Source organism: Vreelandella sulfidaeris Esulfide1, assembly GCF_054072535.1.
In genome coordinates this window covers 351954-364934 of record NZ_CM133364.1, presented here as the reverse complement: position 1 = coordinate 364934, position 12981 = coordinate 351954, and the positions used below count along the sequence as shown (strand labels likewise).

13 protein-coding genes are annotated in these 12981 nt (G+C 57.1%); 11 read left to right on the top strand and 2 right to left on the bottom strand.

All coding sequences use genetic code 11. The annotated features are described in order from the left end of the window. The first annotated feature begins 25 nt into the window (after nt 1–25). From ACW44H_RS01765 to ACW44H_RS01740, 6 genes are all read left to right on the top strand, one after another. Nucleotides 26–742 carry a YggS family pyridoxal phosphate-dependent enzyme gene (locus ACW44H_RS01765; protein ID WP_457506428.1) on the top strand — a complete coding sequence of 239 codons (717 nt, stop codon included), beginning with the start codon at nt 26–28 and terminating at the stop codon, nt 740–742. 80 nt (nt 743–822) lie between these two features. After that, a complete protein-coding gene (proC, locus tag ACW44H_RS01760) occupies nt 823–1647 on the top strand; it encodes a pyrroline-5-carboxylate reductase (protein WP_457506426.1) in 825 nt (274 codons plus the stop codon). 41 nt (nt 1648–1688) lie between these two features. Then, on the top strand, nt 1689–2282 hold the full coding sequence (locus ACW44H_RS01755) for a YggT family protein (protein WP_457506424.1): 594 nt from the start codon (nt 1689–1691) through the stop codon (nt 2280–2282). 114 nt (nt 2283–2396) lie between these two features. Next, nucleotides 2397–3608, top strand: a complete 1212-nt coding sequence (gene metX, locus ACW44H_RS01750; protein ID WP_457506422.1) for a homoserine O-succinyltransferase MetX — start codon at nt 2397–2399, stop codon at nt 3606–3608. Next, nucleotides 3608–4201 (top strand): methionine biosynthesis protein MetW, encoded by a 594-nt coding sequence (gene metW / locus ACW44H_RS01745; protein ID WP_447045442.1) that lies wholly within the window; start codon nt 3608–3610, stop codon nt 4199–4201. Before metX ends, metW begins: the two co-directional genes overlap by 1 nt. Before the next feature lie 41 nt (nt 4202–4242). Continuing rightward, the gene (locus ACW44H_RS01740; RefSeq protein WP_457506420.1) at nt 4243–4692 is read left to right on the top strand and encodes a DUF4426 domain-containing protein; all 450 of its coding nucleotides are present in this window, start codon (nt 4243–4245) and stop codon (nt 4690–4692) included. A gap of 25 nt (nt 4693–4717) precedes the next feature. Here ACW44H_RS01740 and sfsA read toward each other — a convergent pair whose 3' ends face one another. After that, nucleotides 4718–5446 carry a DNA/RNA nuclease SfsA gene (gene sfsA, locus ACW44H_RS01735; RefSeq protein ID WP_457508891.1) on the bottom strand — a complete coding sequence of 243 codons (729 nt, stop codon included), beginning with the start codon at nt 5444–5446 and terminating at the stop codon, nt 4718–4720. After that, nucleotides 5446–6606, bottom strand: a complete 1161-nt coding sequence (locus tag ACW44H_RS01730; protein ID WP_457506418.1) for an aminotransferase class I/II-fold pyridoxal phosphate-dependent enzyme — start codon at nt 6604–6606, stop codon at nt 5446–5448. Before ACW44H_RS01730 ends, sfsA begins: the two co-directional genes overlap by 1 nt. Nucleotides 6607–6822: 216 nt before the next feature. On the opposite strand from ACW44H_RS01730, the gene dksA reads away from it, so the two are divergent. The 5 genes from dksA (at nt 6823) to ACW44H_RS01705 (ending at nt 12814) form a co-directional block, all read left to right on the top strand. Beyond that, nucleotides 6823–7260, top strand: coding sequence for an RNA polymerase-binding protein DksA (gene dksA, locus ACW44H_RS01725; protein ID WP_088702211.1), 438 nt, complete (start codon nt 6823–6825; stop codon nt 7258–7260). A 124-nt stretch (nt 7261–7384) separates the two neighbouring features. After that, nucleotides 7385–8320: a tRNA glutamyl-Q(34) synthetase GluQRS gene (gene gluQRS / locus ACW44H_RS01720; protein WP_457506415.1), complete on the top strand. Its 936-nt coding sequence runs from the start codon at nt 7385–7387 to the stop codon at nt 8318–8320. A gap of 1 nt (nt 8321) precedes the next feature. Further along, nucleotides 8322–8498 carry a hypothetical protein gene (locus ACW44H_RS01715; protein ID WP_175540387.1) on the top strand — a complete coding sequence of 59 codons (177 nt, stop codon included), beginning with the start codon at nt 8322–8324 and terminating at the stop codon, nt 8496–8498. After that, nucleotides 8488–11448, top strand: coding sequence for an ATP-binding protein (locus ACW44H_RS01710; protein WP_457506413.1), 2961 nt, complete (start codon nt 8488–8490; stop codon nt 11446–11448). The genes ACW44H_RS01715 and ACW44H_RS01710 overlap by 11 nt, the downstream gene beginning before the upstream one ends. Then, complete coding sequence (locus tag ACW44H_RS01705) at nt 11426–12814, top strand: sigma-54-dependent transcriptional regulator (RefSeq protein ID WP_457506411.1); 1389 nt, start codon at nt 11426–11428, stop codon at nt 12812–12814. The genes ACW44H_RS01710 and ACW44H_RS01705 overlap by 23 nt, the downstream gene beginning before the upstream one ends. Nucleotides 12815–12981 lie beyond the last annotated feature (167 nt).

Sequence of the window (12981 nt, the reverse complement as noted above, 5' to 3'; positions counted from 1 at the left end):
CCCAGCTGCGGTAAGGTGCTTGAGTATGACAGACATCGCGCTTAACGAGTCACTCGGCTATTCATACGCTCAGGCGCGTGAACGCCTGCGGAGTGCATTAGAAGACGCGGGGCGTGCCAAAGATGCAGCCAAGCTACTGGCAGTCAGCAAAACCAAGCCAGCAGCAATGATTCGTCAAGCCTGGCAGCTTGGCCAGCGCGAATTTGGTGAAAACTACTTGCAGGAAGCGCTGGAGAAGCAGACTGAACTCGCTGATCTTGATGGCATAGTATGGCATTTCATTGGGCCGCTGCAGTCCAACAAGACTCGTTCGGTGGCCGAGCATTTTGACTGGGTACACAGCGTTGATCGGCTAAAAATTGCCAAGCGCCTCAGCGAACAGCGACCCACGCACCTTGCGCCGCTGAATATCTGCTTGCAAGTTAACGTCAGCCGTGAAGAGAGCAAAGCCGGTGTACTGCCGGAGGAAGTAGTGGAATTGGCCAAACAAGTCGCCACGCTGCCTAACCTGCACTTGCGCGGCTTAATGGCGATTCCCGCCCCGGCGGAGGGTGTCGACGCTCAGCGCAAGCCATTAGCCGCGCTTCGTGAAAGTTTAACCGCGCTACAGCGTACATTGCCCGACGCGCCTCTCGATACACTCTCGATGGGCATGAGCGACGATTTAGAAGCAGCGGTACTGGAAGGCGCCACGCTGGTAAGATTAGGCACCGCGATTTTTGGCGCCCGTCAAATGCCTTAAGCACATCACGACATGCTGCTAGCAAGTGCAACTCGCACGCTGACTGAGTCAGCTATCACACTTCACTAAAGGATACCTAGATGGCGAACAAGATTACCTTTATTGGGGCCGGCAACATGGCCAGCGCCATTATCGGCGGCCTCATCGATAGCGGCGTAGATGCAAAGACCATCACCGCCACCGCGCCCAATGACAGCGAACTGGCAACGATCAAGCAGCGCTTAGGCATCAATACCGACACCGACAACAACGCGGCGGTGGCGGACAGCGACGTAGTAGTATTAGCGGTAAAACCACAAATCATGCGCAGCGTCTGCGAAGCGCTGCGCGACAGCGTACAGCGTCAGCAGCCATTGGTTATCTCGATTGCTGCCGGTCTGGACGCTGACACTATCGACCAGTGGCTAGGCGGCCAAAACGCCATGGTGCGCTGCATGCCCAATACACCCTCGCTGGTCGGTTATGGCGCCAGCGGCCTCTACGCCAATGCCCACGTCAGCGATGCCCAGCGTGACGTGGCCACCCAGCTAATGGAAGCGGTCGGCATTGTCGAGTGGGTAGAAGAAGAAGCGCTGTTAGATGCAGTCACCGCTGTTTCTGGCAGTGCCCCGGCCTACTTTTTCCTGATGTTCGAAGCCATGGAAGAAGCCGCAGTTAAACTCGGCCTACCTGCCGCCACCGCGCGCCGTCTGGCTATTCAAACCGCGCTGGGTGCCGCCACCATGGCACAGCAGAGCGATAAAGACCCCGCCACGCTGAAACAGAACGTCATGTCGCCGGGCGGCACCACCGAACGTGCCATTCAACATATGGAAGAGGCACAATTGCGCACCACGATTGCCGACGCCATGCAGGCCTGCGCCGACCGCGCCCAGGCAATGGCCAAGGAACTGAGCGGCCACTAACACGCAGTCGTTCAGCAACGAATCATCGAGGAGACGAAATAATGGGCAATGAATTGGGCAGTGCAGGGTTAATGCTGGTAAATACCCTGATCAATATTTACCTCTTTTTACTCATGCTGCGCTTTCTGCTGCAAGCGTCAAGGGCCGACTACTACAACCCACTCAGCCAGTCGGTGGTCAAGATTACCCAGCCGTTGGTGGGTCTCTTCCAGAGTTTTTTAGGCCCCGTGGCTGGTCGTTTTGACCTCGCAACGTTAGCAGCGGGCTTTGTATTAAAAATAGTCAGCATCATCGCCATTTTTATGGTGATCGGCGTTGGCATGCCCCCCATTGCGGGACTGCTGATCGCAGGCGTGGCGGCCTTAGCGAACGCGATTTTAAAGATCTACTTCTTCGCTTTAATTGTGATGATTATTCTGAGCTGGGTAGCGCCCAACGCCAGCCACCCAGGTGCGCTGCTTGTGATGCAACTGGTGGAACCGATTATGGCCCCCGTGCGCAGAGTCATCCCGTCGCTAGGTATGATCGACCTCTCACCCATTGTGGTGTTTATTGCCATTAACCTGATTGACGGTTTAGTGGTCGGCTCCCTGATCCGTGCTGCGGGTATTTCTGGCGCACTGGTCGGGCTGTGATGGCAATTGCCAATCTTTTGTTCTAATGAATTCTGTTTCAGTAGATTTAGTTTCAATAGTTCTATTCGACGGGCTTCATTCAGTCGCACTCTTTCAGCAGGACTAACGCCTTCAATGCCTGACTCAGATACACTTGCGTTTGCAGACCGGCCGCCGTCTTCCGTCGGCCTTGTTACGCCACATTTAGCGCGTTTCGACACGCCGCTCTCCCTCGCTTGCGGCAAAGTGCTGCCAGCCTACGAGCTGATTTACGAAACCTACGGCACGCTGAACGTTGATCGCAGCAACGCGGTACTGATTTGCCACGCGCTTTCAGGTCATCATCACGCCGCGGGCTACCATAGCGAGGAAGACCGCAAGCCCGGCTGGTGGGACGCCCATATCGGCCCCGGCAAAGCGATCGATACCAACCGATTTTTTGTTGTGTCGTTAAACAACTTGGGCGGCTGCCACGGCAGTACCGGCCCGGTTAGTCATAACCCGGAAACCGGCCGTCAGTGGGGGCCTGAGTTCCCCATGGTGACAGTCAGTGACTGGGTGGCCAGCCAGGCAAGGCTTGCCGACCACCTGGGGATTGAGCGCTGGGCCGCTGCGGTAGGTGGCAGCCTGGGAGGCATGCAGGTAATGCAGTGGACGATGACATACCCCGAGCGGGTCGCCAATGCAGTCGTCATTGCAGCGACACCCCGGCTCTCGGCGCAAAATATCGCCTTTAACGAAGTGGCCCGCCAAGCGATTCGTTCCGACCCGGAATTCTTTGATGGCTGGTACGCCGAGCACGACACCGTGCCCAAACGCGGGCTTAAGCTCGCGCGCATGGTAGGCCATATCACCTACTTGTCAGAAGATGCCATGGGCAGCAAATTTGGCCGCGACCTGCGTAGCGACGACCTCAACTTCGGTTTTGATGTTGAGTTTCAGGTGGAATCCTATCTGCGTTATCAGGGGGATACATTTTCCACCGCCTTCGATGCCAACACATACCTGTTGATGACCAAAGCACTGGACTACTTTGACCCAGCGGCTACCCAAGGCGGTGACTTTGCCAAAGCCTTGGCGCCTGCGCAGTGTCCGTTTTTGATTGTCAGCTTTACTACCGACTGGCGCTTTCCACCTTCGCGCTCGCGAGAGCTGGTCGATGCGCTCACCCGTGCAGGCAAGTCAGTCAGCTACGCCAACATTGATTCGCCCCATGGCCACGATGCCTTCTTGCTCTCGGAGCCGCGCTACGATGCCATCTTCAGTGCCTTTATGAACCGCGCTGCCCGCGAGCTTAATCTTGCCGAACCGGCCGAATATGTAACGAGCTCGGAGAAGGCGTCATGATGCGCGCCGATCTTGAACTGATTTATGACTGGGTGCCTGAAGGGGCACATGTGCTTGATCTCGCCTGTGGCAATGGCGAACTGCTTGAGACACTTGCGCGCAACAAGGGCGTGACAGGTTATGGCTTGGAGATTGATCACGACGGCATTAATGCCTGCGTGGAACGCGGTGTTAGCGTGATTGAGCACAACCTGGATGATGGTTTAAGCAGCTTTTGTGACAATAGCTATGATCAGGTGATCATGACCCAGGCGCTGCAGGCGTTGCGCCGTCCGGACAAGATGCTCGATGAAATGCTGCGCGTCGCCGAAGAGGGCATTATCACTTTTCCCAACTTCGCCTACTGGCGTCACCGCGTTCATTTGGGTCTGCGTGGCTATATGCCGGTATCCAAATCGCTTCCCCACGCCTGGTACGACACGCCCAATATCCACCTCTCAACGTTCAACGACTTTGAGCATCTGTGCCGCGAGAAGGGGCTCGTCATTGTTGATCGTGCAGTGGGCGTGGGAGATCATCAAGGACACTGGAAATCGCGGCTTTGGCCCAATCTATTTGGTGAAATTGCCATTTTCCGCGTTCGCCGACGCTAGGCTTAGACATTCAACTTATCGATCATCCAAGGAGCCACGCCATGTTACGTAGATTAATGATCGGTGCCGCTCTTGTCGGCACGCTCTTCGCTACCGCTGCTGCCCACGCTGAGCAGTTCGTCAGCGTGGGCGATTACGAGATTCATTACAGCGCGGTGAACAGCAGTTTTTTAACCCCGGAAGTGGCTCAGGCAAACAACCTCCAGCGAAGCGCTAATCGCGGCCTGGTGAATATCAGCGTACGCGAGCGCCAGGAGGATGGCAGCACACGTCCTGTTAACGCCAGCGTGCAAGGCCAAGTGAGTGGGTTGACGGGCGTTCAGGAATCGCTCAGTTTTCGCACCGTGCACGACGGCGATGCCACTTACCATCTTGCACCTTTTACCATGCGCGAAGATGAAAGCATGCGCTTTGAGCTAAGCGTGCGCTACGACCGTAACGCCGCCCCCGAGCCGGTGAACTTTATTCAGCGTTTCTATATTGACCGTTAGACCTTAACCTTAGCCGCAAAACACCTTATAACCGCACGGGCAGCTTCCGGGTTAACTGCACCCCCGTCGGGTGCCCCTGCTCTCTCTCTACGGTAATACCATAGGCCAGCACTTCCACCCCGCTGGCCGAGGCCTCCGCCAGAGCTGCGGCGTAAGTCGCGTCGATATGGGCTGCGGCGGCCACGTCAGCAATGCCTTCGTGGGCGACACAAAACAGCAACACCGCCCGCTCGCCTTGCTCCGCCAGCACCCTCAGCGAATGCAGATGCTTGGTACCGCGCACGCTGACCGAATCGGGGAAGTAGCCGTGACCATCCTCCTCTTTCAGGGTGACCTGCTTCACCTCGATATAAGCACGCCCCCTCACAGGATCATCGAGCATAAAATCGAGACGGGCATCGGCCACTTTCACTTCTCGGCGCAAAGTGGCATAGCTTGCCAATGGTGCCAAAGTCCCCGCCTCCAGTGCCGATTCCACGATACGGTTAGCGCGGCCGGTATGCACTGAGGCGAGCGCCACCTGTCCACCGGCCTGCGGCAGCTCGATAAACTCCCAGGTCCAGGCTAGTTTGCGCTTAGGGTTATCGCTAGGTGACAGCCACACTCGGCAGCCCGGCACGTTCACCGCTTTCATTGAGCCGGTATTGGGGCAGTGTGCGACTACCTCTCGGCCATCATCCAAGCGCACATCGGCTAGAAAGCGCTTATAACGCTTGATCAGTGTGCCCGGCACCAGCGCTGGATAGGCCAGCATCACAGCCTGCTCACAAAACGCTCAATCCGCGCCACCGCTTCTTCCAAACGGGCAACATCATTGGTGAAAGCAATCCGCACATGGTGTTCACCGCCGCGTACGGCAAAATCAATGCCGGGGGTAATCGCCACATTTTCTTCCAGCAGCAGGCGCTCGCAGAAGGTCTGGCTATCGCGGCTGTAGCGGGAGATATCCAGCCACAAATAGAACGCCCCTTGGGGTGGTAGATCCGGCGCCAGCCCTAAGCTTGCCAAGCCTTTCAATAGCACCTGACGGCGCTCTTTCAGGGTTTCACGGCGCTGCTCAAGAATATTCCGGCACTCGGACGTAAACGCCGCCAGCGCCGCATGCTGTGAAGGTGTCGCTGCGGCCAAAAACATGTTTTGCGCCAGCCGCGTTAACGGCTCCACGGCATGCTCAGGTGCCACCAGCCAGCCCAAGCGCCAGCCGGTCATGCCGAAGTATTTTGAGAAGCTGTTGACTACAAAGGCGTTGGCCGAGAGCGAGGTCGCCGATAGTGGCGCATCATCGTAGTTGAGCCCCTGATAGATCTCATCGACGATAACCTCGCCTTCACGCTCAGCAACCGCCGTCAGTACGGCAGAGAGCTGCTGCGCGCTCAACGTGTGGCCGGTAGGGTTAGAGGGCGATGCCAGCATGGCAAGGCTCGTCTCCTCGCGCCAGTGCTCGGCGACCAACGCCGCATCCAACTGCCAGCCGCTATCACGGCCAACCGATACCGCGTCGATCTCAGCACCCGCCAATGCCATAAAGTGGCGATTGCAAGGGTAGTTCGGATCCGCCATTAGTACTCGTGAGCCGGTTTCGACCAATAGCTGGCTCGCCAACATCAGCGCCCCCGACGCACCTGGCGTCACCAATATACGCGTAGGGTCCACCGTGGCATTAAAGTGCTCAGCATAATGCCCGGCGATCGCCTCGCGAAGTGCGGGTAAGCCCGCTGCGGGGGTGTAGCGAGTATGGCCACTGGTCAGCGCCTGCTGCCCAGCAGCAATAATCGGCTCCGGCGTAGCAAAGTCGGGTTCGCCCACCTCCAAGTGGATCACGTCGTGGCCGGCGGCTTCCCGCGCCTGGGCCATTTCCAACAAATGCATGACCCGAAACGGGGCAACGTGATCGACGCGCGAATTCCAGGCCATAACGGCTCCTTCATCTCATCATTTTAAAAAACCGGGCAAATATTGAAAAACTAACTAAAACATGGCGCTAGTCATATTCAAGGCCCGACTATCGTAGAAAGCTCGCCATTATGCTTGCAACCCAGTCATTTTTCAGCTAAACAAGCATCCCTTTGGCGTGAGATCGTGACAGTCGCTCATGGTCGATCAGTAGTCACATATGTAAGGGGCAGTCCCATGCCAGTAGCAGAAAAGAAACCGGAAGCGTCCAAGTCCTTCACCCCGTATGAGCCAGCACCGGGCGAAGAGTATATGAACGAGCAGCAGCTAGCACACTTCCGTCAGCTGCTGCTGGATTGGAAACAGGATCTCATGGAAGAGGTGGATCGTACCGTACGCCACCTACAAGAGGATGCTAACAACTACGCCGACCCCGCCGACCGCGCTACCCAGGAAGAGGGCTTCAGCCTGGAGTTACGCACCCGGGATCGTGAGCGTAAACTGCTCAAGAAGATCAACGAAACCATCGATAAAATCGATGATGATGACTACGGCTTTTGCGAAGCCTGCGGTGTCGAAATCGGCATCCGTCGATTGGAAGCTCGCCCGACCGCTACGCTCTGCGTGGATTGCAAGACATTGGCGGAGCTGAAAGAGAAACAGCTCGGCGGCTGAGTTCAGTTGGAACGTGATAGCCAAGCACGGGCACCTATGGGTGCCCGTTTTTGTTGACGGCGCTCGCCTGACCTACCCAAGAGGGCGCTACTATCTAGGACAACGCTGACTAGGACAACCTGATATGCCCCGCTCGTCCCGCTACCGTGGCCGCTTTGCCCCTACCCCCTCGGGTCCGCTGCACTTTGGCTCGCTGGTCGCCGCCTTAGGCAGCTATTTAGACGCCCGTGCGGCCGGTGGGCAATGGCTGGTACGCATAGAAGATATCGACCCACCGCGCTGCCCTCAAGGTGCGGCGAGCACTATTCTACGCCAGCTGGAAACCTTCGGTTTGGAGTGGGACGAAGCGATTATGTGGCAACACACCCGCGGCGATGCTTACCAACAGGCTCTCGACCAGCTTATCCAACTTGGCCTTGCCTATCCCTGCAGCTGTTCGCGCAAGCAGTGGCAGGCGTTTGATATCTATCCCGGCTGGTGTCGCGAGGGTGTTTGCGATGCGAATAAACCGGTGGCCTGGCGGCTGCGCAGCGACCTTGGCAAGCGCCCGACCTGTTGGCAAGACCGGCTGTTCGGCGAACAGCGGTTTGACCCGGCTGATCTGGGCGACGTTGTCTTAAAGCGCAAAGATGGCCTATGGGCGTATCAGCTCGCCGTGGTAGTAGATGACGCCGAGCAGCAGATTACCGATGTGGTACGCGGGCTCGATTTGCTCGACAACACCCCTTGGCAGCACCAGTTGCAGAGTGCGCTTCAGTTACCGCAGCCACGCTACCTACACTTGCCGCTCATCGTCACTACCGAGGGCCAAAAGCTCTCGAAGCAAAATCTGGCCCCCGCTTTGAGCGAGAATGAGCAAGGCGTGCGCCGCCAGCTTTTTCAGGCGCTTGAAGCGCTGGATCAAGCGCCGCCGCAAGTGCTTGCCTCTGAGTCACCAGCGACTCAGTTACACTGGGCGATAGCAAATTGGTCGCTGCAACGATTACGGCCTACGGCTCACCGCCAAACGCCAGCATCAATGCCACCATCGACACCACCTTCAATACCAACAGGAGACTGATATGTACGTCTATCGCATCATGTTGTTTTTGGTGTTCGGCGGTTACTTGCTCTCACCGCTGCTAATGAACGGTTGGAGTGACCCTGAGTCTGCCTGGTACCGCCCGTTTGCCATCTGGGGCGGTTTGATTGCCTTAACGCTCTGGCTGGAGCAAAAGAGGAAGCTTGATGAACGTTGAGGTGCACGTTGAGATAGTTGGCGTCCTGCTGCTTGGACTAGGCTACTTGGCATTACTGTTTGGCTGTGGCTTTGCAGTGGAACGTGGCTGGGTGCCCGTTCGCATTACCCACCACCCGATTGTCTATACCCTTACACTGGGTGTTTACGCCAGCGCCTGGGCAATTTACGGCAGCGTGGAAATGGCCGCCCATGCAGGGTTTGGCTTTCTTGCTTACTATCTAGGCGCAGCAGGGGCATTTTTGCTCGCCCCCGTCCTGCTGGTGCCTATTCAGCGCATCACCCGCACCTATCAGTTGACCTCTCTTGCAGATCTGTTTGCTTTTCGCTTTCGCTCACGGTGGGCGGGTACGCTGGTCACCTTAGTCAGTCTGTTGGCAGTGCTTCCCCTGCTCGGCATTCAAGTACAAACCCTGGGCGATGCCATCGATTTTTTGAGCGCCAGCCAAGCAGGGAGCAGCGTTGCGCTGCTTTTTTGTGCGCTGATTGCCATCTTTTCAGTGATGTTTGGCGCACGTCACTCTCAGGCTCATGGCCGCCATGACACCCTCCTCAGCGCCATCGCGTTCGAATCCCTCGTTAAGCTGCTGGCAATGCTCGGGCTCGGCGCGGTGGCACTGTGGATGGTTTTTGACGGCCCTGGCGACCTTCACTTGTGGCTGGAAGGTCCTGGCGCCGCCCTTCAGCAACAGACACCTCAGCTTGATCCAGCTCAGTGGCGAACCCTGCTACTGCTGTTTTTCGCCGCGGCCTTTATGATGCCGCACCTGTTTCATATCAGTTTCGCAGAAAGCCTATCGCGACATACCTTGCTACAAGCCAGCTGGGCGCTGCCGCTATTTTTACTGCTAATGGCGCTGCCCGTACCCTTGATTTGGTGGGCGGCTCAATCAGTCAATCCCGACATCCCCATCGCGGCTTATGCCGCTTTTGTGATGACAGAACACTGGTGGGTAGGGGCGCTGGCGTTTATCGGCGGACTCGCCGCCGCCAGTGGCACCATGATTATGATCGCCCTGGCATTATCTGGCATGCTGCTCAACCACATTGTGCTGGTGGCTAGGCCGCCAGAGGCACGCAGCGATTTATACGGCTGGCTATTGTGGTTACGTCGTGGGCTGATGGTTGCGGTGATCATTAGCGGCTGGCTGTTTTACCAGTGGGTAGGCCGCCATCACGGCTTAATCGGCTTGGGATTAGCCGCCTTTGTGGGTATGGCCCAATGCCTGCCCGGCATGCTGGCACTCCTCTATTGGCCGGGCGCAAACCGTAAAGGAATGATTGTTGGCTTGGTCGCGGGCGTCATTGTGTGGTTGTGGGGCCTCTGGGTGCCACTTATGTTCTCCCTGCCTGCGCCATCGTTGCCCTTTACGCCGCTCACTCCCGCCGATGCACCGCTGTGGTACAACATCACGCTGCTGTCGTTAACCACCAATATCCTGCTACTGATTGTCATATCGCTGTTTACGCGTACTTCTGAAGGGGAACAATCCGCCGCGGAGGCGTGTTCGGTGGATGCGGTGATCCGTTCCAAGCGTTTTCCATTAGAAGCCGCGACGGCTAGCGACTTTTCCGCCCACCTGGCCCATGCCCTCGGCGATGAAGCCGCCAGCCGCGAAGTTGCTCGTGCTTTGAAAGCGCTCAACTTAACGCCTCAAGAGCGTCGCCCCTACGCACTGCGCCGTTTACGCGACCGAATCCAGGCCAATCTTTCAGGATTAATGGGGCCATCCGTGGCGCGGGATATTGTTGACCGCTACCTTCCCTACCGCCACGACAACACCCCTGAAACCGACGACATCCACTTTGTCGAGAGCCGCTTGGAAGCCTACCGCTCGCGGCTCACCGGGCTAGCCCGGGAACTTGATGGCTTGCGCCGCCACCATCGCCAAACGCTGGCTTATTTGCCTGTAGGGCTATGCGTATTGGGCGATGATGATGAGCTGCTGATGTGGAACCAAGCACTTTCACAGCTTTCGGGGATCAGCGGTGAAAGCGTCATCGGCTCGCGCCGCGACAGCCTACCCGCCCCCTGGCCCAGCCTGCTGGGGAGCGTATTAGCGGCCACGACAACGCCGCTTTATAAACAGCCCGTTACGCTGCACGGCAAGGACTACTTTCTGACCCTGCATAAAGCGATTCTCAGCGGCCATGACAGCCGCGGCGGTAGTGTCATCCTGATTGAAGACCATACCGAAATGAAGTGGCTGGAAGACGAGCTGGTGCATGCAGCGCGCCTCGCCTCAATCGGTCAACTAGCTGCCGGGGTCGCCCATGAAATCGGCAACCCGATTACCGGCATCTCGTCACTGGCGCAAAATCTACGCTATGACACCAGCGATCCGGCGCTGCTGGAAACCGCTGACCAAATACAGCAACTCACTCAGCGAGTCACCAAAATCGTCAACTCACTGGTTGGCTTTGCCCACGGTGGTCGTCAAACGGTGCCACTCCCCAGCTCCCCCGTTGCGCTTGCATCGATAAGCGAAGATGCCTTGCACTTGATCCACCTAGCCCGCTCGGGAGAGGATGTTACTTTAACGTATGCTATACCCGATAATCTGGTGGTACGTGGCGATGCTCAACGGTTAACCCAGGTGATGGTTAACCTACTCAGCAATGCCAGAGATGCTTGCGGCCCAGGTGGGCAAGTGCACATTGACGCAGGCTGCCATGAGCAACTTGCCTGGTGGCGGATAACCGACAATGGCCAGGGCATCGATCCAAAAGTACGTGATCACTTATTTGAACCCTTTACCACCACCAAACCAGCAGGCGAAGGCACCGGTCTCGGCCTTTCACTGGCTTATCAAATTATCGCCGAGCACCAGGGTAAAATAGAGGTGGCCTCACCACCGCCCGGACAGCCTCGCGGCACTGCCATTACCTTATGGCTGCCGCTTTACCAACAGGATGATCAGCTAACCCATGCCCAGGATTCTGATTGTTGAAGATGAAGCGATTATTCGCAGCGCGTTAAAGCGGCTGCTGGAACGTCACGACTACACGGTCAGCGAAGCCGGCAATGCGGAGGAGGCGTGCCAGCTTGAACTTACAGGGTTCGATCTCATTATCAGCGACCTGCGCCTACCCGGCGAGCCAGGTACATCTCTGATTGCCGCTGCAGCCCCCGTGCCGGTATTGATCATGACCAGCTATGCAAGCATGCGCTCGGCGGTAGATGCGTTAAAACAGGGCGCGGTGGATTATGTCGCCAAGCCGTTTGACCACGCCGAACTGCTGGAAACCGTTGAGCGGATCCTGCATAAGCAGTCGATGCAGCAAAGCCCGCCGCCGGATATCACTGACGCAGGCGGCGGCCGCCAGACCATGATCGGCAACTGCGTTGCCATGCAGCAGGTGTATACCCGCATTCGTAAAACCGCGCCAGCCGATGTCACCGTATTGATTCTAGGCGAGTCGGGCACTGGCAAAGAACTCGTGGCGCGCGCCATTCACCAGCAGAGTAAGCGCGCTAAAGCACCACTGATCAGCGTAAACTGCGCGGCAATTCCCGAAACACTGATCGAATCCGAACTATTCGGCCATGAGAAAGGGGCTTTCACCGGCGCCAGCGCAGCACGCACAGGCTTGGTGGAAGCCGCTGATGGCGGCACGCTATTTTTGGATGAAATTGGTGAACTGCCGCTGGATGCCCAGGCGCGCCTGTTACGTGTGCTGCAAGAGGGGGAAATCCGTAAAATTGGTTCGGTAGAAACCCGCCACGTTAATGTCCGCTTAATTGCCGCCACCCACCGTGACCTACGCGCACTGTCAAAAACCGGCGAGTTCCGCCTCGACCTTTACTACCGCCTGAATGTCATGCAGATCGAGCTGCCCCCCCTGCGCGAGCGTGAGGAGGACGTCCTTGAGATTGCCGATATTCTGCTCGACAAAGCGTGTAAACGTCATGAGCGCACGGGCCTGCGCCTATCCCGAGCGGCCCGCCAGGACCTGCGTGATTACCCTTGGCCGGGCAATGTTCGTGAGCTGGAGAACGCCCTTGAACGCGGGGTTATTCTTGCCGAGGGGCATCTCATCCACCCGGATGACTTAGGTTTGACGCCAACACCGACGCGTCCCCATTCCCCTTCCGCCAGCTCCTCAGTGCTCAGCGGCAGCGTAGATAAAACCGCTGAAGAGAATGAAGATGACCTCTCTTTGGAAGATTACTTTCAGCACTTTGTACTTGAACACCAAGATCAAATGAGTGAAACCGAGCTGGCGCAAAAGCTCGGTATTAGCCGGAAAAACCTCTGGGAACGGCGCCAGCGGCTAGGCATACCGCGCAAAAAAACTGCCCGCCGTCCAGGCTAATGAGCTGGTATCGGCTTGGCAGCGGCCAACTAAGACCATCGTCTAATATGCTGATTTAAATAGCAATTGCCCGCTTCTTCGCGGCTATAAAACTGTTACCTTCCCACACAACGGCGTGCACAAACGGACGCAAAAGGGGTAACACTTATCCCACCAAAAAATTCCTA

What these genes read in the sequence shown, in the direction of transcription:
- ACW44H_RS01765 (WP_457506428.1), top strand. Translation starts at nt 26, where the DNA reads ATGACAGACATCGCGCTTAACGAGTCACTCGGCTATTCATACGCTCAG.
- proC (WP_457506426.1), top strand. Translation starts at nt 823, where the DNA reads ATGGCGAACAAGATTACCTTTATTGGGGCCGGCAACATGGCCAGCGCC.
- ACW44H_RS01755 (WP_457506424.1), top strand. Translation starts at nt 1,689, where the DNA reads ATGGGCAATGAATTGGGCAGTGCAGGGTTAATGCTGGTAAATACCCTG.
- metX (WP_457506422.1), top strand. Translation starts at nt 2,397, where the DNA reads ATGCCTGACTCAGATACACTTGCGTTTGCAGACCGGCCGCCGTCTTCC.
- metW (WP_447045442.1), top strand. Translation starts at nt 3,608, where the DNA reads ATGCGCGCCGATCTTGAACTGATTTATGACTGGGTGCCTGAAGGGGCA.
- ACW44H_RS01740 (WP_457506420.1), top strand. Translation starts at nt 4,243, where the DNA reads ATGTTACGTAGATTAATGATCGGTGCCGCTCTTGTCGGCACGCTCTTC.
- sfsA (WP_457508891.1), bottom strand. Translation starts at nt 5,446, where the DNA reads ATGCTGGCCTATCCAGCGCTGGTGCCGGGCACACTGATCAAGCGTTAT.
- ACW44H_RS01730 (WP_457506418.1), bottom strand. Translation starts at nt 6,606, where the DNA reads ATGGCCTGGAATTCGCGCGTCGATCACGTTGCCCCGTTTCGGGTCATG.
- dksA (WP_088702211.1), top strand. Translation starts at nt 6,823, where the DNA reads ATGCCAGTAGCAGAAAAGAAACCGGAAGCGTCCAAGTCCTTCACCCCG.
- gluQRS (WP_457506415.1), top strand. Translation starts at nt 7,385, where the DNA reads ATGCCCCGCTCGTCCCGCTACCGTGGCCGCTTTGCCCCTACCCCCTCG.
- ACW44H_RS01715 (WP_175540387.1), top strand. Translation starts at nt 8,322, where the DNA reads ATGTACGTCTATCGCATCATGTTGTTTTTGGTGTTCGGCGGTTACTTG.
- ACW44H_RS01710 (WP_457506413.1), top strand. Translation starts at nt 8,488, where the DNA reads ATGAACGTTGAGGTGCACGTTGAGATAGTTGGCGTCCTGCTGCTTGGA.
- ACW44H_RS01705 (WP_457506411.1), top strand. Translation starts at nt 11,426, where the DNA reads ATGCCCAGGATTCTGATTGTTGAAGATGAAGCGATTATTCGCAGCGCG.